The organism is Klebsiella ornithinolytica, from assembly GCF_030505655.1.
In the GTDB taxonomy this organism is placed as follows: Bacteria; Pseudomonadota; Gammaproteobacteria; order Enterobacterales; family Enterobacteriaceae; genus Klebsiella; species Klebsiella ornithinolytica.
On the sequence record NZ_CP130153.1, the window covers coordinates 1,803,055 to 1,826,942 of the forward strand.

Consider the following 23,888-nt stretch of genomic DNA (forward strand, 5'->3'; position numbering starts at 1 on the left):
CCGGCATATGGCGGGAAGGGGGCAGAACGCAGGCAAAGCAAACCCCGATAAAGAAAACCCCGGCGCTGCCGGGGTAAAGAACTGATCACATATTCGGGTAGTTGGGGCCGCTGCCCCCTTCGGGCACCGTCCAGACGATATTCTGCAGAGGATCTTTGATATCGCAGGTTTTACAGTGCACGCAGTTTTGCGCATTAATCTGCAATTTAGGCTTTCCGGCAAGGGTGATGATTTCATAAACCCCCGCCGGGCAATAACGCTGGGCCGGTTCAGCAAAACGCGGCAGCGTTTCCCGTACCGACAGCTCAGGATCTTTTAACCTGAGATGGCAGGGCTGATCTTCATCGTGCGACGTGTTCGCCAGATAGACGGAGGAGGGCTTATCAAAACTCAGCTGGTTATCCGGTTTGGGATAGTTAATGGGGGGGCTTTGTTCCGCTGTCTGCAGCTGCAAGTGATCCGCTTGACGGTCATGCAGCGTGAACGGTAGCTTACCTTTAAACCAGTTCTGATCGATATAGTTAAGCGCCCCGCCTGTCAGCGTACCAAAGCGGTGCAGCAGCGGGCCAAAGTTACGTGACTGGCGTAGCTCTTCCCCGAGCCATGATTGATGAAACGCCTGCGCAAAATCAGCAAGGTCCCGTTTGTCATCGGGGGTTTGTATCAGCGCCCGATAGACCGATTCAGCGGCCAGCATCCCGCTTTTCATCGCCGTGTGGCTTCCTTTAATTTTGGCGAAATTGAGCGTGCCCGCGTCGCAGCCAATCAGCAGCCCGCCGGGAAAATGCATTTTGGGCAGCGCGTTGATGCCCCCTTTGGTGATGGCGCGCGCGCCGTAGGAGAGACGTTTTCCGCCGCTGAGGGTTTCGCTAAAGGCCGGGTGATGCTTCATACGCTGAAACTCATCGAACGGGCTTAAATAAGGGTTACGGTAGTTGAGATCGACAATCAGCCCGACGACCACCTGATTATTCCCGGCGTGGTAGAGAAAACTCCCCCCCGATGCGCCGTTGCTCAGCGGCCAGCCGGAAGCGTGGATAACCTCTCCGGGGCGGCTTTTTTCCGCTGGGATCTCCCACAGCTCTTTAATACCCAGCGCGTAGTGCTGCGGATCCCGGCCGGCATCAAGTTGATAATTCGCGATCAGCTGTTTGCCCAGATGACCGCGGCAGCCTTCGGCGAACAGCGTATATTTCGCCAGCAGGTTCATACCCGGGGTAAAACCGGGTTTTTCTTCCCCCCGGGCATTAATCCCCATATCGCCGGTGGTGATGCCGGCGACGGCGCCGGCATCGTCATACAGGATGCTGGCGGCGGCAAAACCGGGGAAAATATCTACTCCCATCGCTTCTGCCTGGCGGGCCAGCCAGCGGCAAAAATCCCCCAGGCTAATGACGTAATTACCCGCGTTATGCATTGGGGCAGGGATAAAAGCCGCCGGGATCTTCCACGCTTTTTCACCATCGCGCAGCAACAAGAGTTCATCTTGCGTCACCGGCGTGTTCAGCGGTGCGCCGAGCGACGGCCAGTCGGGGAAGAGTTCGTTGAGCGCCCGGGGTTCGAACAGTGCTCCGGAAAGAATATGCGCGCCAACCTCAGCCCCTTTTTCAATGACGCAAACGCTCAGCTGACGTTGTTCCTGCTGCGCCATTTGCATCAATCGGCAGGCTGCCGATAGCCCGGCGGGTCCTCCACCGACAATGAGGACGTCAAATTCCATCGTTTCACGTTCCACCATAACCTCCATCTTTTGTTGCCTGCCCCATGCTCATCACAGTTTCGCGACCAGCTGCGGCACAATCTCAAACAGATCGCCTACCAGGCTGTAGTCGGCGATTTTGAAAATTGGCGCTTCTTCGTCGCTGTTGATCGCCACGATGACTTTGGCATTGCTCATCCCGGCCAGGTGCTGAATGGCCCCGGAAATACCCACTGCGATATACAGCTCCGGCGCGACAATTTTTCCGGTCTGCCCGACCTGCAGATCGTTGGCGACCATCCCGGCATCGACCGCCGCGCGGGATGCGCCGACGGCGCCGTGCAGTTTGTCGGCAAGCTGTTCGATCAGAGCAAAGTTTTCGCGGCTGCCCAGCGCGCGACCGCCGGAAACCACCACGCGGGCGGTAGCAAGCTGCGGGCGATCGGATTGCGCCAGCTCTTCATGAATAAAACGGGATAGCGGCTGGTGAGCGACGCCGGCGACCTGCTCAATGGGCGCGGCAGACTCGCTTTCTTGCGCTGCCGGGAAGCTGGAGGCGCGCAGGGTCATGACCACCTGCGGGTCGAGACTCTCAACGGTGGCGATTGCGCTGCCCGCATAAACCGGACGTTTGAAGACCCTGGGGCCGACCACTGCAATCACGTCGGAGATTTGCGCGACGTCGGCGAGGGCCGCAACGCGCGGCAGGATGTTTTTCCCGTTTGCGCTGGCGACGGCGAGCAGATGGCTGTAATCCCCGCGGAGCGAAAGCATCAGCGCGGCGACGTTTTCGGCCAGCTGATGTTTAAAGGCGCTATCGTCAGCGAGCAGCACTTTCGCCACCCCGGCAATGCGCGCAGCCTGTTCCGCCACCGCGCGGCAGTTTTCGCCCGCCACCAGCAGGGTCACCTCGCCACCCAGCTCCCGGGCGGCGCTGACCGCATTTTTGGTCACTGCGTTGAGCTGGTTATTGTCATGTTCGACAAGGAGTAAAGTAGCCATATCAAATCACCTTCGCTTCGTTTTTCAGCTTGTTCAACAGTTCATCCACGCTATCGACGCGTACGCCGGCTTCGCGCACTGGCGGGGTTTCGACTTTTAACAGGGTCGTGTGCGGGCGTAGCTCAAGACCAAACTCCTCCACCGGCAGGATGCTGAGCGGTTTCTTTTTCGCTTTCATCATGTTGGGCAGGGAGGTATAGCGCGGCTGGTTAAGGCGCAGGTCGGTGGTGACCACTGCCGGCAGCGTCAACGACACGGTCTGCAGGCCGCCGTCTATTTCACGGGTGACCAGCGCCTGGCCATTCTCAATACGCAGCTCGGCGGCAAAAGTTCCCTGCGGATAACCGCACAACGCGGCAAGCATTTGCCCGGTCTGGTTATTGTCGCCATCGATGGACTGTTTCCCCATCAGGATTAACGACGGCTGCTCCCGTTCGACCACTTTCGCCAGCAGCTTTGCCAGGTTGAGCGGTTCGAGGGACGAAGGGGTAGCGATGAGCAACCCGCGGTCGGCTCCCATCGCCAGCGCGCTGCGCAGCTGCTCCTGGGCCACTTCTTCACCGATGGTGACCACCACGATCTCGCTGGCGATGCCGAGCTCTTTCAGGCGAATGGCTTCTTCAACCGCAATTTCGCAGAACGGGTTGAGCGCCATTTTCGCGTTGCTCAGATCAACCTGGCTGCCATCGTTTTGTACGCGGATCTTAACGTTATGATCGACAACGCGTTTTACGGGGACGAGAACTTTCATCGTTACCTCTCGGGATGTTGACATGTCTTTCTGGTTTTAAGTAAATAACTATTTAGTTATTTATTCAACCGGTTTTTGCCCATGAAAACGAACATGGGCGACAATTTGTGATCAGTGCGACGCGATAATCAGATCGCTGGCTTTCTCGGCGATCATAATGGTGGGGGCATTGGTGTTGGAGCTGACCAGATCGGGCATCACCGACGAGTCCACCACGCGCAGCCCTTCAATGCCGCGAACGCGTAATTGGGTATCGACCACCGACATTTCGTCGACGCCCATTTTGCAGGTGCCCACCGGGTGATAGCAGGTGCGCGCAAACTGGCGGATGTAGTTTTCCAGATCTTTATCGCTTTGCGCGTCCTGTCCCGGCATATGTTCGCGGCGAATATAGGACGAGAAGGCGCTTTGTTGCATGATATCGCGCATCAGCTTGCAGCCTTCGACACTCATTTTGAGATCGTACGGATCGCTGAGATAGTTCGGGTCGATCAGCGGAGCATCGCTGGCGTTAGCCGAGCGTAATGTGACCCGACCGCGGCTGCGCGGTCGCAGGAAGTAGCTGTTAATCGTCACCCCGGAGCCGGAAGGCACCGGTTCGATACCGGCTTCCACCCCGGCACCCGCCAGGAAGTGAATTTGCGTATCGGGAGTGACGGACTGTTTATCGACATACCAGAACGCGCCGCCTTCGACGATGTTCGAACATACCGGCCCTTTGCGGAACAGCAGATATTCCAGCCCGGCCCACAGCATCCAGTGCGTCTTTTTGTACTTGTCATAGCTCAGCGCGTTACTGAGCTCAAAGATCAGGTCGATGCCCAGATGGTCCTGCAGGTTTTCCCCGACCCCCGGGAGATCGGCAACCACCGGAATGCCTTTTTTACTCAGCTCATCGGCCGCGCCAATTCCCGAAAGCTGCAGCAGTTTAGGAGAACCAATGGCTCCGGCGCTGACGATGACTTCACGGCTGGCATGCAGTCGTTGCGGTGTGCCATCCTGATAGATCTCCACGCCGACGGCGCGCTGGTTATCGATAAGCAGCCGGGAAATATGGCAGCCGGTCTTAATCGTGAGATTGCTCCGCTGGCGCGCGTCTTTCAGATAGCCCACCGCCGCGGAACAGCGACGGGCGTTGCGGGTGGTGGTCTGATACAGACCGCAGCCGGCCTGGGTCGCGCCGTTGAAGTCGGGATTGTAGGGCAGTCCCGCCTGCTGGCAGGCTTGACTGAAGGTTTTGCTCATCAGATTAGCGCCGATCGGACTGGAGACGCCGAGCGGGCCGCCGACGCCGTGCCAGGCGTCAGAAAAGGTGTCGTTATCTTCGGATTTAATAAAATAGCGCTGAATATCGGCAAATGACCAACCGTCACAGCCCTTTTCCGCCGCCCAGCGGTCATAGTCCGCCGGCGTACCGCGGGTGAATACTTCGGCGTTGATAGAACTCCCGCCGCCCAGCACCCGCCCCTGGGCAAACAGCAGCTCACGATTGCCGAGCTGGGGCTGCGGTACCGTTTTATAACCCCATGTCAGCGGCCCGGCGGTGAGTTTGCTAAAGCCAACCGGTAAATGGATGTAGGGGTTGCTGTCCTTCGGACCGGCCTCAACCAGCAGCACTTTGCAGTCGGCGTTTTCGCTTAAGCGCGACGCAAGGACGCTGCCCGCCGAACCGCCGCCAATAATAATGTAGTCGTACATGTCTGATCCTCTGCCCCAAAATCACTCAGCGAGCCATTTAGCGCGCTTGCCCAACTGGATATGTACGGATTTAATCTCGGTATATTCATCCAGACCATAGCTGCCGCTTTCGCGCCCGATACCGGACTGTTTAAAGCCGCCGGAAGGGAGCTCGGGGCCGCCGGCGATAGTGGTATTCACCCACAGTCTGCCCGCCTTCAGATCGCGGAAGCCCTGCACCGCCTTATCCAGATTCGACGTCCAGATGCTGGCCGCCAGCCCGTAGCAGGTGTCATTGGCAATGCCGATCGCCTCTTCATAGCTGTCGAACGGGGTAACGCAGAGCACCGGGCCGAAAATCTCTTCGCGGAAAATAGTCATTTCCGGGGTCACATCATCGAAAATGGTCGGTTCGATAAACAGCCCATTCCCGGTGGGAACCGCCTTGCCGCCGGTGAGCAGGGTCGCCCCCTCATTTTTCCCCTGCTCGATATAGCCGAGCACGGTCTGGTAGTGTTTCTCCGTAACGATCGCGCCAATCTGGGTGCTTTCATTCAGCGGATCGCCGCTGCGCACTTTCTGCGCGCGTTTAACCAGCTTCTGGCAGAAATCTTTATGGATAGAACGTTCAACCAGTAAACGACTGCCGCTGACGCAGCACTGCCCGGTATTGAACAGGAAGCCAAACAGCGTACCGTCCAGCGCGGCGTCAATATCGGCATCGGCAAAAACCACCTGCGGATTTTTACCGCCCAGCTCCAGACCAAGGCGTTTGATGTTTTTTGCCGACGCGTGCAGCGCCATCTGTCCGACGGCGGTGGATCCGGTGAAAGAGACCATATCGATATCGACATGTTCGGTGATCCGCTGGCCGACGACCGAACCGCTGCCGGTGACGACGTTAAATACGCCGTCGGGCAGCCCCGCCTCTTTAAGAATACCGGCCAACAGCAGAGTCGTACCGGATGTGATCTCGGCGGCTTTCGCCACCAGCGTACAGCCGGCGGCCAGAATATAGGGGTAGCGTTCTGCGCCAATAAAGAAAGGGAAGTTCCACGGCGTGATGACGCCGACGACGCCGATGGGTTCGCGAGTCACCAGACCCAGCATGTTGTCGCCGAGATTATTAAAGCTGTCGCCATTGATGCTGCGCGCCAGGCCGGCGGCATATTCCCAGATATCGGCCGCGCCCTGGATCTCGCCGCGCGACTGGGCGATAGGTTTACCGGTTTCCAGCGTTTCCAGCAGCGCCAGTTCCGCAAGGTTCTCGCGAATGAGCTGGGCGGTTTTCAGCAATACCGCCGCACGCGCTGCGCCGCTAATGCGCGACCATTTTCCGCAGTCAAAGGCGTCTCTGGCTGCCTTTACCGCCTCATCAACGTCTTCAACGGTTCCCGCCGGATAGGTGCTAACGACAATATCGTGGGCCGGGCTTTTACGGACAAAACTTTCGCTGCTGTGGCCCGTGGTCCATTTGCCATTGATGAACATCTGAAATTCACGCGCTTTTTCAGGCAGCAAAGGGTGGTTAACGTCTACAGGGTGAAATGTATTACTCATCGTCCTCTTCCCATCGTTCATAGCCTTCCTTACCGCTCGGTAAGAGCCAGCGAGTGATCGTTGTCATCCTGTCCATCGCATTTTTAGATGGGGACAAGATGGGTTGATTGTGTTTGTGTTTAACTTTATGTTTTATAAGTATAATGTTATTTATATATAACTATATGGTTACATATATTAGCATGCTGTTTTTGGATTGAATAAGGAAACGCCAGCCCTTGTAATGAAATTGTTAAGCGGCTAGCAGAAAGGAGATTAGCGAAAAATTTTTCTTGATTTCCGCCAATGAGTAAGGGTTAATCATCAGCCAGATCCGCAACCAAAACGATGTAATGACTAAATCAGCTACGGAAAAAACAGTACAGGTCCGTGACCCTGTTGCGACACAAAATCGGATCCTGAAAGCCGCGAAACGAGAGTTCGCGCAAAAGGGACTCGGCGGCGCACGCATTGACGTTGTCGCTGAAAAAGCAAAATCAAATAAGCGTATGATTTATCACTATTTTGGTAGCAAGGAGCAGCTTTTCCAGAAAGTGGTCGAAGATTCCTACCTTGATATTCGTGCCGCGGAAAAAAAATTAAATCTCGACAGTCTGGAGCCGAAAGAAGCGGTTGAAGCGCTGGTCAGGTTTACCTGGAACTACTACCTGAAAAACCCGGAGTTTCTGACGCTGGTGAACAGCGAAAACCTGCATCGCGCCGTACATCTGAAAAAATCAGTGGCGATCAAGTCGGCACAGAAATCAATGGTTACCCTGATGGAGGGGATTCTGCAGCGCGGTGTGGAGCAGGGTGTTTTCCGGGCGGGCGTTGATGCTGAACAGCTGGTAATCACCATTGCGGCGGTCAACTATTATTACTTCAATAATAAATATACCGGCGCCATTCTGTTCGATCGCAATTTCATGGATGCTGATTCCCTTCAGCAGCGCCTTGATTTTAACGTCGAAACGATAATGCGGATATTACAGCCCTGATATCCGCATCGCTTTGCTCATTCAGAGAGAGACGACCGCGGGGCTGTCGACTTTCGGGCAGAATTGCATACGCTGCAATACATCCTGCTCGAGGTTAACCCCGCTGACGATTGCCGCCAGCTCCACGCCTTCTTCCGTCAGCCGGAAAATGGCGCGCTCCGTAACGTACAACACTTCCTGTCCGCGTTTTATGGCTTCCGGCCCGCTGAAAGTGATATGGCGAACTTTCCGCACCAGTTTGGGAATTTGCCCATGGGACTCGATCTGTAAACGCGCACCCTGCTGGCACACCTGTAGGCCTTTTGCTTCGAAGGTGCCGCAGAAAACGACCTTTTTGGCACCGCAGGTAATATCGATAAAGCCGCCCGGTCCGACGATAGTGTCGCCCAGCTGCGAAACGTTGACATTCCCTTCAGCGTCCATCTCGCCCATGCCGAGGAAGGTGATATCCAGCCCGCCGCCGCTAAACAGATCGAACTGATCGAGCGAGCTGACAATGGCATGCGGATATTTTGCCGCGCCGAACAGCGCGCCGTCGAGAAGCTGGCCGTTGTGAATGCCTTGTTCCACCATTTGCCAGCAGGAGTCGACCAGCGATTTGTCCGCCATGGCTGAGATCCCGCCGGGGATGCCGAACCCATAATTGACCCGCATATTTGGCTTCAGCTCCCGTACCGCCAGACCCGAGATCAGGCGGCGAATGCCCTCTGCCGGCGCGTCGAGCGGGTGTTCATCCGGCGGGGCGACCTGTCCGGAGATGGCCGGATCGTATTCGGCAAGATAGCTCTGCCACTGCGCCGGGCATTCAACGATATGGTCGATCATCACGCCGGGAACGGTGACCTTACGGGCCGGGACAAAGTGCTGATCGGCGGTGGATTTCACCTGGGCGATAACCATCCCACCGTTGTTGTGTGCTGCTAAGGCGACGGCATAAGTATCCAGCTCCGCGGGCTCTTCGCTGGTGGATATGTTCGCCACGACGTCCGCCTGCGATCCGTGAATCACCGCAACATCCACTTTAAACGGTTTGTAATGCAGCCAGGTTTTACCGTCGAGTTCAATACGCGAAACGATATCCTCGCAGGTGATGTCATTGCATTTGCCACCGCTTATCAACGGGTCGACAAAAGTGCCCAGCCCGACGCTGGAAATGACGCCCGGTCGCCCGGCGCCGCTTTCGCGATACAGCGTCATGATGATGCCGGTGGGCAGACAGTAGGCCTCGATCTCATTGTCGCGGGCCATTTTTTGTAGCTCGGAAGACCATGACCAGTGGCCGCCGATGATCCGTTTCACCAGTCCCGGTATAGCGAGGCGGCCAAGACCGGATCCTTTGCCATTGCCAATCCCTAAAGCATGAATCAGGGTGAGATTCCGCGGATGTCCGGTTTCGCGGTAGCGCGTCGCGATGGCCGCCATGACGTAGTCAGACTCCAGCAGGCCGCCGCCGGAGCCGGTGAAGGCAACGGTGGAGTTATCTTTAATCAAAGCAACCGCTTCTTCGACGCTTTTTAGTTTGCCATGCATGCTCGTTATCCTCGTTGAACTCAGCACAAAATAAACTAACTAGTTAGTTACAATTGCAGAAAGTAAAAGCCGGATCAACGTCATTAATGCCGCTTTGTTATCCAGGTAACATTTTCACAACATTCGTTTTGATATAACTATCTTGTTAGTTAATTAAACTCTAAACCTGCAGGAGCACAGACATGGATCCATCACAGAAGAATGCGTTTGGCCGTACCGCTGTTCAGGTTACGGCAATGGGTTACGGTGCCGCGCCAATTGGCAATATTTTCCGTCCCATCAGTGAACAAGAATCGCAGAACATGATTCGCCAGGCGTGGGACAACGGTCTGCGCTATTTTGATACCGCGCCGCTGTATGGCCATGGTCTGAGCGAAGCGAGGATTGGCCACGGTTTGCGCTGGTATCCACGCGATGAGTATGTGTTGTCCACTAAGGTCGGTCGTCTGCTGAAGCCGAAAAAACGTAGCGAAATTGATTCCGGGGTGTGGGTCAACCCGCTGCCGTTTGAGGCGGTCTTTGATTACTCCTATTCGGCAACGATGCGATCCATCGAAGACAGTCTGCAGCGCATGGCGCTGGAGCATATCGATATCGCGTTTATTCACGACTGCGATTTTTATACTCACGGGGATAAACAGCCGCACTACTTTCGTCAGGCGATGGATGGCGCATGGCGCGCGCTGGCGCAGCTGCGCGATGAAGGCGTGATTAAGGCGGTAGGGATGGGCGTCAATGAATGGCAGGTGTGCCATGCTGCGCTGCAGGAAGCCGACTTTGACTGTTTCCTGCTGGCCGGGCGCTATACGCTGCTGGAACAGGAGGCGTTAAAAGCGTTCCTGCCGCTGTGCGAAGAGCGTAATGCGGCGGTGGTGATTGGCGGGGGATTCAACAGCGGGATACTGGCGACCGGGGCGGTTGAGAACGCGAAATATAACTATGGCCCGGCCAGCCCGGCGATTCTGCAAAAAGTCAGCAAAATTGAAAACGTCTGCCGCGATTATCACGTCAGTCTGCCAGCGGCCGCGCTGCAGTTTGTCCTGGCTCACCCGGCGGTGCCCACGATTATTCCCGGCACCCGCACGGTAGCGCAGCTGGAAAACTGCCTGGAGTGGATTGCCGCGCCGATCCCGGATGATTTCTGGCGTACGCTGCAACAACAGGGCCTGCTGGATGAAGGGGCGCCGACGCCAGCCGACCGCAAAGCCTGAGTGACCCGGGAAGGCAAAAAAGGTGCTCATCAGGAGCACCTTTTTTATTGTCATCCCTACACCACCTCCTGGGGAGGTGGTGATTGATTCTGCCGTCTTATCCGTGCGGCGAAAATCTTACTCCTCGGCAATACGTAGCTGAATTTTCAGGTGCTGCGGATGAGCGAGCAGGGTGGAGAAAACCTGCTGAATATCCTCCAGCGGGTGAACGGACTCGCGGAACGGGGCGGTAATAAAACGTTGATGGCTCAGCAGATGCAGCGCCTGGTGCATATCTTCCCCCATCCCGGCCACGCTGCCCTGAATCCTTTGCTCCTTTAAAATTATCTCCAGCGGTTTAATGGCTATCTCGGTTTCCGCATCGGTTAAACCGAAGGCCAGCAGCCGTCCGCCTGGGCGCATAAACGTTAGCGCCTGTTGATACAATTCCGGATGGCCGACGCTTTCGATGACCACGTCGGCGCCGCGTCCCTCCGTAAGCGCCTTGATCTGCTCCAGCGCGCGTTCGGGGTCGGTGATGACGCTATCCGCACCGCACTGTCTGGCGAGCTCGGCCCGCTGCGGATTCAGCTCCACGGCAATAATCGGCGCGGCGCCCAGCAAACGCGCCATCTGAATATGCATGTTGCCCACCGGGCCCGCGCCAATCACCACCACGGACTCTGCCACGCTGAGGCCGATTTTTTTACTGGCGCGCACCACGCAAGAGAAGGGTTCGGTCAGGCAGGCAACGCTATCCGCAATCTCATCGCCGATCGGGATCACCAGACGGGCTGGAATCGCCACATACTGCGCAAACGCGCCGTGGGTGTGAATGCCGAGCTGGCGGATCTCCGGGCAGTTCAGCAGTTCGTCGCGCCGACAATAATAACAGTGGCCGCAGCCGATATTGATATCGGCGACCACCCGCTGGCCCGGCGTCAGAGTCGAGACCTGGCGACCAATGGCAACAATTTCCCCGCTGAACTCGTGGCCGGGAATTAACGGCAGCTTATCCTGGGAGTAATGGCCATTATAGATATGAATATCGGTTCCGCAGATTGAACAGCGGGTGACGCGAATCAGTACCTCGTCGTCGCCGTAGGCGGGGACCGCAACCTGGCGTATTTCGAACGTTTTAGGTGCCGTCAGCACCGCGGCCTTCATTAATTTGGGGATCATCGCCTGCTCCGGTTATTTAACGGTGGAAATTTTGGCGCGATCGATGGTCATCGCGATCGCCGCAATCATCAGCACGCCGAAGAAGATCTGCTGCGCCTGCGCTTCGACGTTCAGGTAAGTCATACTGGTACGAATAACGGCCACGATGAGGGTGCCGATAAGCGTGCTCAATACGCCGCCCACGCCCCCGGTCAGCGGCGTGCCGCCCAGCAGCACCGCAACGATGGCCGGTAGCAGGAACTGGTCGGCCATGGTCGGCGATGCGCCGGAAAGACGCGTCGCCAGCAGCACCCCGGCGGCGGCGGAGAACGCGCCGGCAATGGCGAAGGTGATAATCTTCACCTTGATAACCTTCACGCCGCTGGCGAGCGCCGCGGACTCGCCGGCGCCAATCGCCTTCATGTGGCGTCCCAGCGCGGTGCGTCTTTCCATCAGCAGGGCCAGCAGCAGCAGTACCGCCGCGATAATGATTTCCATCGGCAGCGTAAAGACAGTGGAGGTCATCCAGCCAACCGTCTGGCTGCGAATATCCCCTGGAATATAAAACGCGCGTTGTCCGGAAATGACCTGTCCGCTGGCATAGGCAATTCCGCCGACGGCGAGCGTGGTTATGAATGACGATATTTTGAAGCGGGTATGCACCCAGCCGGAGATCGCGCCGAACAGCGCGCCGACCGCCAGGGTGAGCGGAATCGCCAGCACGCCGGTTTGCGACAACAGAATGACCAGCACCACCGTTGACATACTGGCAATCGACTGGGCGGATAAATCTATGCCGCCGATATAAATCACAAAAGTCATGCCAATCGCCATAATAAACAGCGTCGACGCATCCTGCAGGAGCTGGAATATATTGTCGGGTTTAAGAAAATCCGGGTTATAGAGGCTGACGAGGGCGACTAATACCACCAGGGTCAGAATGGGTAAATAACGGGTGATTTTTTCACGCCCGGTTAACGGCGGCCGGGTCGGGCTGCCGGTATTATTTTTTGTCGGCACTGCTAATAAATCAGAACGGGTGATTTTCATGGAGATTTGCCTTAATAACCTAGACGAAGTGCTGCAATAATTCATATTGCTCCGGACGCTTTTCTTCACAGCCGGTGAACTGATATCTCAGCTGGCCGTCCTTAAAAATAGCGATGGTATGGGCGAGACCGATGGCCTCCTCCAGAGAATCGGCGATCAAAATGACGCCGCATTGTTCATCGGTGAAGTCGCGGACTAAGTCGTAGACATCCTCTTTGGCGCCGATATCGAGGCCGCGGGTAGGGTGGTCGAGCAGGATGATTTTCGCCTCGGCGGTTCGCCATTTAGACAGCACCACCTTTTGCTGATTGCCGCCGGAGAGCTTGCCGCACTGTGTATCAATGCTGGCGGTTTTAATCGACAGCTTTTTAACCCACTCATTGGCCAGCTGGCGCTCGTGATGCACCTGCAGCAGTCCGGCGCGGGAATAGTCCTGCAGGTTGGCGAGAGTGATGTTTTCCACCACCGACATTCCTTCGACGATACCCTCGATTTTGCGCTCGCGCGGGATATATCCCACCCCTTCAGCGATGCTGTGCGTGGGGCTGAATTTACGTACCGCTCTACCGTTGAGGAGCACTTCTCCCTGCTCGGGCTGCAGCAAACCGAAGATGGTGCGGATAATCTCTTCGGTACCTGCCCCTTCGGTGCCAACCAGCGCCAGCACTTCGCCGGCGTGCAGCGACAGCGAGACATTCTGATAATGGCCCGGTAATGAGATATTTTTTAACTCTACGAGGGTGGTCGCTTTATGAATGCCATGCTTGCGATGCTCGCGATAATAGCGTTCATCAATATCCCGACCGACCATCTGGCGCTGAATATTCACCACATCAAAACGGTCGCGGGTGAGCATATCCATGACCTGCCCGTCCTTCATCACGTAGATGCGGTCGGAAAGGGTCATCACTTCGTCAAGACGATGCGAAACAAAAATGAAAGAGGCCCGGCTTTTTAGCTCTCTGACCAGCGCAAACAGCAGCTCTATCTCCTGGGCAGGTAACACCGAGGTCGGCTCATCGAGCAGGATAATTAAATGGCCGCTGCTCCTCTCCTCGAGAGTTAAAACCTTCGCCAGCTCTACCAGCTGACGTTGGGTAAACGAAAGCTCTGAGGTGATTGTTTTCGGGTCGATATCCAGTTTGACTTTCGCCAGCTGCTTTCTGGCGGCCGCCGCCATTTTTTTCCAGTTAATCACCCCAAGTTTTTTAAACGGTTGTTCAAAGCCGAGGAAAATATTTTCCATTACGCTCAGATTGGAAATTAGCGACTGCTCCTGAAACACCATCCCGATACCTTGCATCATGGCATCGCGCGGTGAGCGAAATACCACCGGCTGGCCATTAATCAGCACTTCACCTTTATCGTGCTGATAGGCGCCATATATGATTTTCATCAGCGTAGATTTTCCGGCGCCGTTTTCACCGACTAATCCAACAATTTCTCCGGGATTAATTTGCAGATTAATATTTTGCAAAGCCAGAACGCCCGGAAACGATTTACCAACATTTTTGAATTCAAGCATAATCGTCACTTCACTATTTGCAGACGTTTACGATTAGTGACTAATGCCACCGAGATAATAACTAACGCGCCTAAAACGCCCTGCTGGATATAGGTCGGGAAACCGACCAGCACCATGCCATTGTTAATCACGTTGATAATCAGCACGCCGATCAGGCCTTGCCATACGCCGCCGTTGCCGCCCATTAAGGAGGTACCGCCGACGACCACGGAAGTGATGGCGATAAAGGTGTAACCATCGCCCAGGTTGCTGGCGACCGACCCCAGGCGGGCCACCGCAAAGACGGCGCCCAGGCCGTAAAAGACCCCGGCCAGCGCAAAGCCGAGCACGCGAATACGTTTTACCGACAGACCGGACGCGTAGGCCAGGTGCTCGCCGCCGCCGACCGCATAAAAATTACGTCCCAGCGCGGTATAGCGTTGAATAAACCAGGCGCACAGCAGGGCCGCGCCGGCGAGATAGACCATCAGCGGGAAATCAAAAATGCGTTCGGTCAGCAGGAGCCGGAATGTCCGGTCGGGCAGGGGAATGCGTTCGCCGCCGGTAATCACCATGGTGACACCAATTAAGCTGAAACCAATTCCCAGGCTGACCAGGAACGAGGGGATTTTTAGCGTGACGTGAATCAGACCATTAATGAGCCCACAGGCGGCCGAAATAAGAATCGCTGCGGGGATCGCTAAATAACCGAGTTCGCTAAAGCCGCCCAGCTTCACCATAATAATGGCCAGCATCGAACCGCAGAAAGCCATAATGCCTTCAATTGACAGGTCGATCGAACCCATAATGATGATAAACGTCACGCCAATCGCGATCATTAACGGCGCGGCGCTGGCGGTCAGTAAACGCGAGAAATTACGCACCGATAAAAATCCGGGATAAATCACGCTGATGATGGTGCACAGGAGCAGCAGCACCATCAGCGGCGCCCATTTGCGCAAAAACTCTTTATAGCTTGAATGTGATGACATGTTCGACCTTCACTCATTGAATGTATAACGTCTTCATTGAGAATAAATATTCGCAGAAGGGGGAATACTATAATTTGCGATACTGAATGGGGCCTTTCGACGCCTGCCAGAAATTGTTCCAGTCGACCACCGGCGTATTCACGATATTCTCCTGATACCATTTCTGCGCGTCATCTTTGGTTATCATGATCGTCGGGCCATAAAATTCGCGATGCTCATGCGGTTCGGCGGATGGTTTGAAGCTGCCGATAGCCGCATGGTGAGCCAGGGAAAGCGCGATGCCGCCGGCCCAGTAGGGGTCAGTGCTCACGGTGCAGAGTATTTCACCGCTGATGCACAGCTTGACGGCGTCCGGGGTACCGTCGTAGGAGACAATGGGTATCTGCCCCGCGAGGCCTTCAGCGCGCAGCGCTTCAATAATGCCGAGAGTCATGCTGTCGTTGGAGGAGAAAATACCTTTGATATCATCCCCGAAGCGGGTGAGCATCGTTGACATCATGTCGTTGGCTTTTGACGTACTCCAGTCCGCATCCTGCCAGTCCAGCAGCTTGATATCCGGATTCTCCTTCAGCTTGTGCATCAACCCCGCTTTGCGTTCAATCGCCGGGACGTTAGAGGCGATACCGCCCAGCCCGACAATCCCGCCCTTTTTGCCCATCGCGTCAAACAGCAGCTGCGCGCACTGCTGGGCCGGTTCGAAATCAGACCAGCTGATATGGGCGACGTAGTTGTCGCCAAAATCCCACGGATGCAGATCGTCGGTTTTGTTCCAGATAGTGGTAATAAATGCGCCGCGCTGCTGACAGGCCGTCACCACCGCCCGGGCGTTAGGGGCATCGTTCGGATCGCAGCCGATCGCCAGCTTCCCTTCGGTTTTCGAGAGCAGGGCTTTGATATCAGAGAGCACCTTCTCGTTATTACCGCCGTTAATCAGACTCACCATCGGCGAGTTTTGCGTCTTCGCATAAGATTGCCCCCCGGCGGCAATCGCGTTCCAGTAGGAGTTATCAGGATCGCGGTAGCCCCAGGCCAGAGTGAAATTCCCCCCTTCGGCAGCCATGGCTTTCGACAGTGGGCTGATAAGCGGGAGCGCAGCCATGCCGCCGATGCCAAGGGCGCTTTTCAGCAGGAATTCACGTCGGCTAATCACGCTTTTTTCAACGAATTTTTTAATAAATGACATAGCGATATTTCCTGTCTTTTCGGTTCACATGGAGGATCGTTTCTGGTGATAAAACGCGTAACATGTAAATAACTAATTACTTACAAGTTGAGGGTATATCATCCAGGAAAGTAATTGGCAATGAAGGGGGAGAGAGACAGTTTGCCTGGCGTTTTCATCTGATTGGGAATTATCTAGTTATTTGTTTTTACTGATAATTTATGAATGTACCGTTGGCAAATGCGTCAGCGCCGGTGTGACGGTTCTTTGCCAGCGAATTACTCTTATCGCTATGATTTATATTGTTTTTATTGTTATTTTTCTGCGGGTGGTGTTTTGCTTGCGTTTGGGAGATCAGTCACAAAGATTTTGCTGACGATCTTGCCCTCAACTCCGCTATCTACCTGGATCGCATATTTGACATTTGTAAGTAACTATTTATTTACAAGTGGCGAGGGCCGTCGCTATGATTTCGGCGTATGCTCAACCAACAATGGGACGAAAAAATGACGGTTAAAACACGACAGGTTGCGTTTATCACCGGCGGGGCTCGCGGCATTGGTTTTGAGATTGCTGCGAAGCTGGCGCAGGCCGGTTTTGATATTGCGCTGAATGATTATCAGGATTCCGCCACGCTACAGGCATCCGTAGCGCGGCTGGAAGGTTGGGGGGTGAATGCGGTTGCGATCCCCGGGGATGTGGCGGATATCAGCCTGCACGACAGGATGCTGGCGCGGGCGGAAAATGCGCTAGGACCGTTGACGACGTTCGTGAATAACGCCGGCGTCTCGGTGACCAGCCGCGGCGATCTCCTCGACGTGACGCCGGAAAGCTACGATCGCTGTCAGGCGGTTAACGCCCGCGCCACGTTCTTCCTCTGTCAGGCTTTTGCCAGACGCCTGCTGGCGCGCACCTGCCAGCCAGAACTGCACTACAGCCTGATCGTGGTCTCTTCTTCGAACGCCTCCGCGGCCTCCATCAATCGCGGAGAGTACTGCGTGTCGAAAGCCGGGGCGGCGATGGTGGCGAAACTGTTTGCCGCGCGACTGGCGCAGGCCGGAGTGCAGGTTTTTGATATCCAGCCGGGGCTGATTGTCACCGAAATGACCCAGCCCTCGCTGGCCATGTATCAACAGCGCGTCGATGAAGGCTTAACGCTGTTGCCGGAACTGGGGACTCCCGCTCAGATAGGCACGATCGTGACCACCCTCGCCAGCGGGGGAATGCCCTATTTAACCGGTCAGGTGATTAGCGCCGATGGCGGAATGCTGGTTCCCCGTTTCTGATTTAAGCAGGTAAATGCGATGAAAATAATTATTGCCCCGGACTCCTTCAAGGAGAGCCTCTCCGCCAGCGCGGTGGCTGATGCTATCGAACGCGGCCTGCGCAGAGCGCTGCCAGATGCGGAATACGTGAAACTGCCGATCGCCGATGGCGGCGAAGGCACGGTTGACGCGCTGATTAATGCCACCGCCGGACAGCTGATTTTCGTCCCGGTTACCGGGCCGATGGGAAGGCCGGTGAACGGCTTTTTTGGCCTGCTGGGGGATGGGAAAACGGCGGTCATTGAAGTGGCCGCCGCCTGCGGTTTGCAGTGGGTGGCGCCGCAGGAGAGGGACCCGCTGATAGCGACCAGTTATGGGGTCGGGGAGCTCATTCGCGCGGCGCTGGATCGCGAGGTCGACAAAATCATTATTGGTCTGGGCGGCAGCGCCACCAATGAGGGTGGGATTGGCATGCTGCAGGCGTTGGGCTGTCGCTGTACCACCGCCGGCGGAGACGAGGTCTCGTGGGGCGCCGGAGGACTTGATCAACTGGCTGAGATTGATTGCTCCGGTCTCGATCCGCGATTAGCCGGGGTAACGTTCCAGCTGGCCTGCGATGTGAACAATACGTTGCTCGGCGAGCAGGGCGCTACGGCCGTTTTTGGTCCGCAAAAAGGGGTGACCGCGCACACGGCGCTGAGAATTGAAAACAACCTCGCCCGGGTCGCCAGCGTTCTCAGGGGCCGCTCCGGAACGGATATCGCCAGCCTCAAGGGCGGCGGTGCGGCCGGCGGAATGGGCGCTACGCTGCAGGGGATACTGGGAGCCGATATCTCCAGCGGCATCGATCTTGTGCTCAACACGCTTAACTTTGATGAGCAGGTGCGCGGGGCCGATCTGGTGATTACCGGTGAAGGACGCCTTGACGCCCAGACCAGTCGCGGCAAAGGGCCTGCCGGCGTGATCAGCCGTGCGCATGCCCACGGTTGCCCCAGTATTGCGCTGGCCGGGTCGCTCGGCAGTGGTTATGAAGCGCTGTACGCGCTCGGGCTCCGTTCGGCATTTTCGCTGGTTCCCGGCATTATCTCCTATGAACGCGCGCTGCGCGAAGCCGCCGCTCTGCTGGAATCGACGGCGTTCAATATTGCCTCGTTGTGGCATCTGGCTGCGAGCCAGGCGGTTTGTCGCCAGCGCCCTCCGTTGAGGGAAAAAGCATGAATATTCTTTATCAGCCCGAGTTTATCCGCGGTTTTGGCACCTATAAACTGCGCGCAGAGAGATTAATGACGGCCCTGGAACAGGCTCTGAACGTGGGCTATCGGGCGATTGATACCGCGCAGATGTACGAAAATGAACAGGAGATTGGGCAAGTCCTGCGTCATCATCCCGTCGCTCGCAGCGAACTTTGTATTACCACCAAAGTGCTGCCGGCGAATTACTCCGCTGAGCGGTTTATGGCTTCGGTGGCGCAAAGCCTGGCGGCATTGAATGTTGAACAGGTGGATGTGTTGTTGCTGCATAGTCCGCCAAAGCAGGATTTCAGCGCCACGTTGCGTTTGCTGGAACAGGCGCAGCGGCAAGGGCTGACGAAATATATCGGCTTAAGTAATTTCTCTCCGCAGCAGATGGTAAGGGCACGTGAAGCCATTGCCGCGCCGCTGGTTGTCAATCAGGTGGAGTTCCATCCGCTGCTGGATCAAAGCGACTTATTGCAGGCCGCCGTCGCTACGCAAATCCCGCTCTCCTCATACTGTTCAATAGCCCGGGGGGAAGTGCTTAAATACCGGCTTATTCAGAGTCTGGCGGAATATTATGCCCGCACGCCAGCGCAAATTATTTTGCGCTGGATTTTACAGTCGGGCGTGCAGTCAAATACCATGTCCTCCGATCCGCAGAGAATGGCTGAGAACTTCGCGATCCTCGATTTTACGCTGTCCCATATCCACATGCAGCAGATAGCCGAATTAAAAAGTGCCAATTATCGCGTTGTGATGGTGTAAGCCGCGTTATGCGGCGGTGTCTGACGGGGAAGGCGAGTATCGCCTTCCCCGTTATTGTTTATTTTGACGCTGTGACCGTGTCAGCGTCTGGCTGGCGGCTAAGACGTGAAACCGAGTTGTTCCCCCACAGTTCCTGATAACGCAGACCGGTAATCTCCTCGAGAATACGCTGGTTTTGCGGACTTGCGGGGGCGAGTGGCCCGCCGGCGAGGCGCATTCTGTCGCACTCCTCGCGCAGTACCGCATGCGTTTTGATATTCAGCGTAAAGCGACGTGACGCCAGGTAACCGCCAATCAGAAGCAGAGTGGTGCCGAGACTGAGTACGGCCAGGATAATGTAATGCACCGACGCCGGTTGCTGTGGCTGGCCGGGATTAAAATGCGCCAGCTGCAGCAGAACGCCGACGAGCATCACCGCGACCGCCTGCGATGCCTTACGCGTCATGGTCATGACGCCGGCGAAAATACCTTCGCGCCGCAGACCGGTGATCGCTTCGTCGACGTCGGCCATATAGGTGTAGGTATTCCACGGGATATAGTTAATACCGCCGCGACCGAAGCCCGCTACCGCCGAGACCAGCATCAATACGGCAAGATGGGTAAAATCCCCGAGCCATAAAAAACCGTAGGTCAGGCAGGCAAGCGCAAAAAAGGCCACCGCCAGACGATAGGCCGGGGCGGGGCCCCAATGAATACACAGTGGGATCATGCAGAGTACGGCGATCAGCTGCATGATGGACATGATGCCGAGCAATTCGGAGGAGACGGTGGCGGTCTGGAACAGGACGTAGATGACGTAGTAGGTGAAAACGGCATTAAATACATCCTGGGCGATAAACCCACCGAGATACATCCCAAGATGGGTGCGGAAGGCCTTCACTTTCAGGGTGGAGAGTGCGTCGCTGAAAAAACGCTTGAGTAAAGATCCGGACGCCGCAGGCGGCACCTGCTGGTCAACGCTGCGCTCTCGTTCCCACGTATTGCAATACACCAACGTCAGGGCGATGGCGCAGATGATGGCAATCACCAGCCCGGCATAAAAGAAGGCGTGGGGGTTATCTTTTCCATACCAGCTAAAAAACAGGGCCGGCAGGTAGGCCGTGATGATGTACGACAGCTGGGCGAAAGAGATTCTGGCCCCTGAGAAGCGGGTTTTCTTTTTGAAGTCATCGGTCATTTCCGGAACCAGGGTTTCATACGGCACCAGAACCATGCTGTAGACCAGTTCGAAGACAAGGTAGGTCAACAGATAATAGAGGTAACCCATATCGCTGACCCAGATAAAACAGTAGGAAAAGACGGCGGGGATACCCGACAGAATAAAGAATTTGCGGCGACCAAACTTTTTCCCCAGAAAAGTATGGCCGAAGTTATCGGTAATATAGCCCATTAACGGACTGGCGATGGCATCGAAGACTCGCGCAATGGCGAAAATGGATGCCGCTTCAACCGCGCTCAGGTGACAGAAATTGGTATAAAAGAACAGCAGCCAGGCACCGGTGAGTGCCGTCGTTCCCATACCAAAAAAATCCCCTGAGCCGTAGCTGAGATAGTGTTTTAACGTGATTTTTCTTGCCATGATATACGCCTGTTATCTGAGTAACGAGTTCGCAGTACCATAGTTCACTGATATCTAAAAGTAACCAACTTGTTAGTTACTTTTGATCGTGGATCACATTTCATTAACCACCAGTCACGCCGTTACCGGCAGCAGGGGAACGTGAAAAAAGCAGCGGTCTACGCCCGATGGGCGCGGCGTGCATCCCGGGTAAATCGGCTGCTTAACCAAAACAGCGGGAGCTGAGCTATCGTTACCAGGAGTACACCGGCTAAGGGGGTCATCGCCATCAGCCCCTTCGCCACGACAGCACTGCCCAGCGTTTCACCGAGGGTTATCCCCAAATTAAACGCCGCAATATTTAAGGCTGAAGCAAAATCGACGGCTTTTGGCGTCCAGCGTTCAGCGGTGCTCAGCATGCCGGCCTGAAAAGCCGGTGACATCCCGAACGCCAGCAGTCCCCACAGGAATAACAGGACCATCACAGGCAGGCGCCAGGGTAATGCCACGGCCAGTAAAATGAGGGTAACTGCCAGCAGCAACAGCATCCGGCGTAATGCGGATGTCCAGCCCCGGGTCACCGTCAGTTTGCCGCCGAGTTGATTCCCGATTAGCGTGGCGATGCCAAAAATAATCAGCAGCAAACTCGCGGTCTGCGATGAAAAGCCGCTGATGTCGGTCAGGATCGGCGTAATAAACGTGAACGCGGCAAAGCTGGCGCCAAAGCCGGTGACGGTTATCGCCATCATGGCCAGAATTTCCGGCCGCAGTAACGCCGCGAGTTGCGTGACGGTTTTACCGGCCTCAGGTACGGCCAGCCGGGGCACCCAGATTGCCGTGGCGACCCACGCTATCACCGCCAGCCCGGCGACGGCGTAAAACGGTAGCCGCCACCCGACGCTATTTCCGATCAGGCTGCCCAGCGGGACGCCGATCACCATGGCTAACGTCAGGCCGGAAAACATCAGGGCAATCGCTCGTCCGCCTTGCCCAGGTGGCGCGAGGCGGCTGGCCACGGTCGCGCCGATGGCAAAGAAACTGCCGTGCGCCACCGCGGTGATGGCCCGGCCTGCCAGCAGCAGCGGGTAGCTGTCCGCCAGCGAGGAGAGGATATTGCCGGCCAGGAATAGCGTTATCAGGCTCAACAACACCGTTTTACGCGCTAACCGCGCCAGACCCAGTACCGCCAGCGGCGTGCCAATCGCCAGTGCGAGCGCATAGAGTCCGACCAGTTTACCCGCCGCGGCCAACGAGACGTGGAGATCTTGCGCGATGGCCGGAAGAACCCCGACAACAATGAACTCAGCTACGCCAATGGCAAAAGAGGTCACCGCCAGGGCCCAAATCCCCGGATGTATTGGCGTTTTCTGACTCATCGTTCACCTGCAGCGGCCTGGGCGATAGACTGATCCTGTTCAACCGTGGCGCCCGCGACACCGACGGCGCCCAGTATGTCGCCATTCGTATCATGTAGTACCACGCCGCCGCCAAAGCTGATTAATCCGCCGTTGGTGTATTCCAGGCTATAGATGGCCCCGCCGGGCTGGGCGTGTTCGCCAAGGTCAATGCTGTCGACGCCAAATAAGGCGGCGGTGCGCGCTTTCTTGATCGATACGTCAATGGTTCCGGCAACCGCACCGTCCATACGCAGGAACTGACGCAGCAGGCCTGAATCGTCGACGACGCAAATTGAAACCGAAAAACCTCGCTCACGGGCCAGGGTTGAGGCACGTAAAATAACATCCCGGGAAAGCTGCTCTAATTTCATTTTCAAAACTCCTCGTGTTAACAGGTGTTTTGATGATTCCAGAACGGCCGGGATGAAGAAACAGGGGAGGGAGATATCCGCTTATTGTTTGATAATGTCAAACTTTCCACCGCATCAAGTGTGTGACGAGGTGGTTGATTCGCTCTGCGCTCAGGCGCTGAGAGGGGCCGGAAATACCCAGCGCGGCAACAATTTTCCCGTGTTGACGTAGCGGGAGCGCCAGGCAGTGCAATCCGCATTCAGCTTCTTCGAGATCAACGGCATAGCCCTGACGGATAATCGCCTGCAGCTCTTTTTCCAGCTCTGCGGACATCCCGTCCGCCCGGCGCAGGCTGCGAATAATTTCCGCTTTATCGGCGAGGAGCACTTTGCCGATGGCTGAGGTGGTCATGCCTTCTCTGCGGCCACGCGCGCTGAATACCGGCAGCGGGCCGTTAGCATCGATGGCATCCAGGTAGAGGTATTCGCGCGTTCCGCACGGCACCGCCAGATAACACACCTCGCCGCTGATTTCCGCCGCATATTGCAGCAACGGGGCGAAAAAGGATTTCACCTCCTGGTCGGCATCAATCAGCGTCTGGGCAATGGTTCTTAAGCGCAGACCCAGCGAGTAGCGGGTGCCGTTACGGGTGATATACCCCATTGACGCTAAAGTATTCAGCAACCCGTATATCGTACTTTTATGCAGTGCCGACCGGCGGGCCAGATCGACTAATCGGGCATCGCCACCCTGCTCAGCGATGATCTCAAGGAGATTCATCGCCCGTTCTACGGACTGAATTTTACGACTTTCATCGATCATCGATGTTTCTCTCTGTTGTCGATCCCGACGCTCAATGGCGGGGCAGATAATGGGGCGAATAATGAATAAAAAAGACCGGTGATACAATACGGCGTGTCGATTGCCGCGCGCTCCTGTGCCGTCACTTTTTTGCGTAATTGAAAATGATATTGCTAACCATTATCATCATGGCGCTACGTGAATAAGGCTTATCCGTCAGAGTGATACGGGAAAAACAGGTGAAGAGAGAGTATCAACAGG

General features: G+C 55.9%; 20 protein-coding genes. 5 read left to right on the top strand and 15 right to left on the bottom strand.

What is annotated here, in order from left to right:
• Positions 1-85: 85 nt before the first annotated feature.
• From Q1L34_RS08450 to Q1L34_RS08470, 5 genes are all read right to left on the bottom strand, one after another.
• The gene (locus tag Q1L34_RS08450) at positions 86-1,747 is read right to left on the bottom strand and encodes an electron transfer flavoprotein-ubiquinone oxidoreductase (RefSeq protein ID WP_327204452.1); all 1,662 of its coding nucleotides are present in this window, start codon (positions 1,745-1,747) and stop codon (positions 86-88) included.
• Between the two features lie 24 nt (positions 1,748-1,771).
• Entirely contained in the window at positions 1,772-2,701 is a 930-nt protein-coding gene (locus Q1L34_RS08455) for an electron transfer flavoprotein subunit alpha/FixB family protein (protein ID WP_015583955.1), read from the bottom strand.
• 1 nt (position 2,702) lies between these two features.
• The gene (locus Q1L34_RS08460; protein WP_004864465.1) at positions 2,703-3,452 is read right to left on the bottom strand and encodes an electron transfer flavoprotein subunit beta/FixA family protein; all 750 of its coding nucleotides are present in this window, start codon (positions 3,450-3,452) and stop codon (positions 2,703-2,705) included.
• Positions 3,453-3,563: 111 nt separating this feature from the next.
• Positions 3,564-5,150 (bottom strand): GMC family oxidoreductase, encoded by a 1,587-nt coding sequence (locus Q1L34_RS08465; RefSeq protein ID WP_032717866.1) that lies wholly within the window; start codon positions 5,148-5,150, stop codon positions 3,564-3,566.
• Between the two features lie 21 nt (positions 5,151-5,171).
• The gene (locus tag Q1L34_RS08470) at positions 5,172-6,689 is read right to left on the bottom strand and encodes an aldehyde dehydrogenase family protein (RefSeq protein WP_015583957.1); all 1,518 of its coding nucleotides are present in this window, start codon (positions 6,687-6,689) and stop codon (positions 5,172-5,174) included.
• Positions 6,690-7,021: 332 nt separating this feature from the next.
• On the opposite strand from Q1L34_RS08470, the gene Q1L34_RS08475 reads away from it, so the two are divergent.
• Positions 7,022-7,666, top strand: coding sequence for a TetR/AcrR family transcriptional regulator (locus tag Q1L34_RS08475; RefSeq protein ID WP_004864459.1), 645 nt, complete (start codon positions 7,022-7,024; stop codon positions 7,664-7,666).
• 21 nt (positions 7,667-7,687) lie between these two features.
• Here Q1L34_RS08475 and Q1L34_RS08480 read toward each other — a convergent pair whose 3' ends face one another.
• Positions 7,688-9,196, bottom strand: coding sequence for an acyl CoA:acetate/3-ketoacid CoA transferase (locus tag Q1L34_RS08480; protein ID WP_004864457.1), 1,509 nt, complete (start codon positions 9,194-9,196; stop codon positions 7,688-7,690).
• A gap of 182 nt (positions 9,197-9,378) precedes the next feature.
• Here Q1L34_RS08480 and Q1L34_RS08485 point away from each other — a divergent pair, with 182 nt between their 5' ends.
• Positions 9,379-10,407, top strand: a complete 1,029-nt coding sequence (locus Q1L34_RS08485) for an aldo/keto reductase (protein ID WP_004864455.1) — start codon at positions 9,379-9,381, stop codon at positions 10,405-10,407.
• 117 nt (positions 10,408-10,524) lie between these two features.
• On the opposite strand, the gene Q1L34_RS08490 is transcribed toward Q1L34_RS08485, so the two are convergent.
• From Q1L34_RS08490 to Q1L34_RS08510, 5 genes are all read right to left on the bottom strand, one after another.
• Positions 10,525-11,568 carry a zinc-dependent alcohol dehydrogenase gene (locus Q1L34_RS08490; protein WP_327204453.1) on the bottom strand — a complete coding sequence of 348 codons (1,044 nt, stop codon included), beginning with the start codon at positions 11,566-11,568 and terminating at the stop codon, positions 10,525-10,527.
• Positions 11,569-11,580: 12 nt separating this feature from the next.
• The gene (locus Q1L34_RS08495; RefSeq protein WP_004864451.1) at positions 11,581-12,597 is read right to left on the bottom strand and encodes an ABC transporter permease; all 1,017 of its coding nucleotides are present in this window, start codon (positions 12,595-12,597) and stop codon (positions 11,581-11,583) included.
• 19 nt (positions 12,598-12,616) lie between these two features.
• Entirely contained in the window at positions 12,617-14,122 is a 1,506-nt protein-coding gene (locus tag Q1L34_RS08500) for a sugar ABC transporter ATP-binding protein (protein WP_004864448.1), read from the bottom strand.
• Positions 14,123-14,127: 5 nt separating this feature from the next.
• The gene (locus Q1L34_RS08505) at positions 14,128-15,093 is read right to left on the bottom strand and encodes an ABC transporter permease (RefSeq protein WP_327204454.1); all 966 of its coding nucleotides are present in this window, start codon (positions 15,091-15,093) and stop codon (positions 14,128-14,130) included.
• A 67-nt stretch (positions 15,094-15,160) separates the two neighbouring features.
• Entirely contained in the window at positions 15,161-16,276 is a 1,116-nt protein-coding gene (locus Q1L34_RS08510; protein ID WP_004864444.1) for a sugar ABC transporter substrate-binding protein, read from the bottom strand.
• A 485-nt stretch (positions 16,277-16,761) separates the two neighbouring features.
• Here Q1L34_RS08510 and Q1L34_RS08515 point away from each other — a divergent pair, with 485 nt between their 5' ends.
• From Q1L34_RS08515 to Q1L34_RS08525, 3 genes are read left to right on the top strand one after another with little or no spacing between them, the layout of a single operon-like run.
• The gene (locus Q1L34_RS08515; protein WP_004864443.1) at positions 16,762-17,541 is read left to right on the top strand and encodes a 3-ketoacyl-ACP reductase; all 780 of its coding nucleotides are present in this window, start codon (positions 16,762-16,764) and stop codon (positions 17,539-17,541) included.
• An 18-nt stretch (positions 17,542-17,559) separates the two neighbouring features.
• Positions 17,560-18,738: a glycerate kinase gene (locus Q1L34_RS08520; protein WP_004864441.1), complete on the top strand. Its 1,179-nt coding sequence runs from the start codon at positions 17,560-17,562 to the stop codon at positions 18,736-18,738.
• The gene (locus Q1L34_RS08525; RefSeq protein ID WP_004864439.1) at positions 18,735-19,520 is read left to right on the top strand and encodes an aldo/keto reductase; all 786 of its coding nucleotides are present in this window, start codon (positions 18,735-18,737) and stop codon (positions 19,518-19,520) included. The genes Q1L34_RS08520 and Q1L34_RS08525 overlap by 4 nt, the downstream gene beginning before the upstream one ends.
• A gap of 58 nt (positions 19,521-19,578) precedes the next feature.
• On the opposite strand, the gene Q1L34_RS08530 is transcribed toward Q1L34_RS08525, so the two are convergent.
• The 4 genes from Q1L34_RS08530 to Q1L34_RS08545 all read right to left on the bottom strand — a co-directional run bounded on the left by Q1L34_RS08530 (position 19,579) and on the right by Q1L34_RS08545 (position 23,648).
• Positions 19,579-21,102 (bottom strand): MFS transporter, encoded by a 1,524-nt coding sequence (locus Q1L34_RS08530; RefSeq protein WP_491546669.1) that lies wholly within the window; start codon positions 21,100-21,102, stop codon positions 19,579-19,581.
• Between the two features lie 155 nt (positions 21,103-21,257).
• Complete coding sequence (locus Q1L34_RS08535; protein WP_004864434.1) at positions 21,258-22,454, bottom strand: MFS transporter; 1,197 nt, start codon at positions 22,452-22,454, stop codon at positions 21,258-21,260.
• Positions 22,451-22,846, bottom strand: a complete 396-nt coding sequence (locus Q1L34_RS08540) for a GlcG/HbpS family heme-binding protein (protein WP_004864432.1) — start codon at positions 22,844-22,846, stop codon at positions 22,451-22,453. Before Q1L34_RS08540 ends, Q1L34_RS08535 begins: the two co-directional genes overlap by 4 nt.
• A 97-nt stretch (positions 22,847-22,943) precedes the next feature.
• Positions 22,944-23,648 carry an IclR family transcriptional regulator gene (locus Q1L34_RS08545; protein ID WP_183114566.1) on the bottom strand — a complete coding sequence of 235 codons (705 nt, stop codon included), beginning with the start codon at positions 23,646-23,648 and terminating at the stop codon, positions 22,944-22,946.
• Positions 23,649-23,888: the final 240 nt, after the last annotated feature.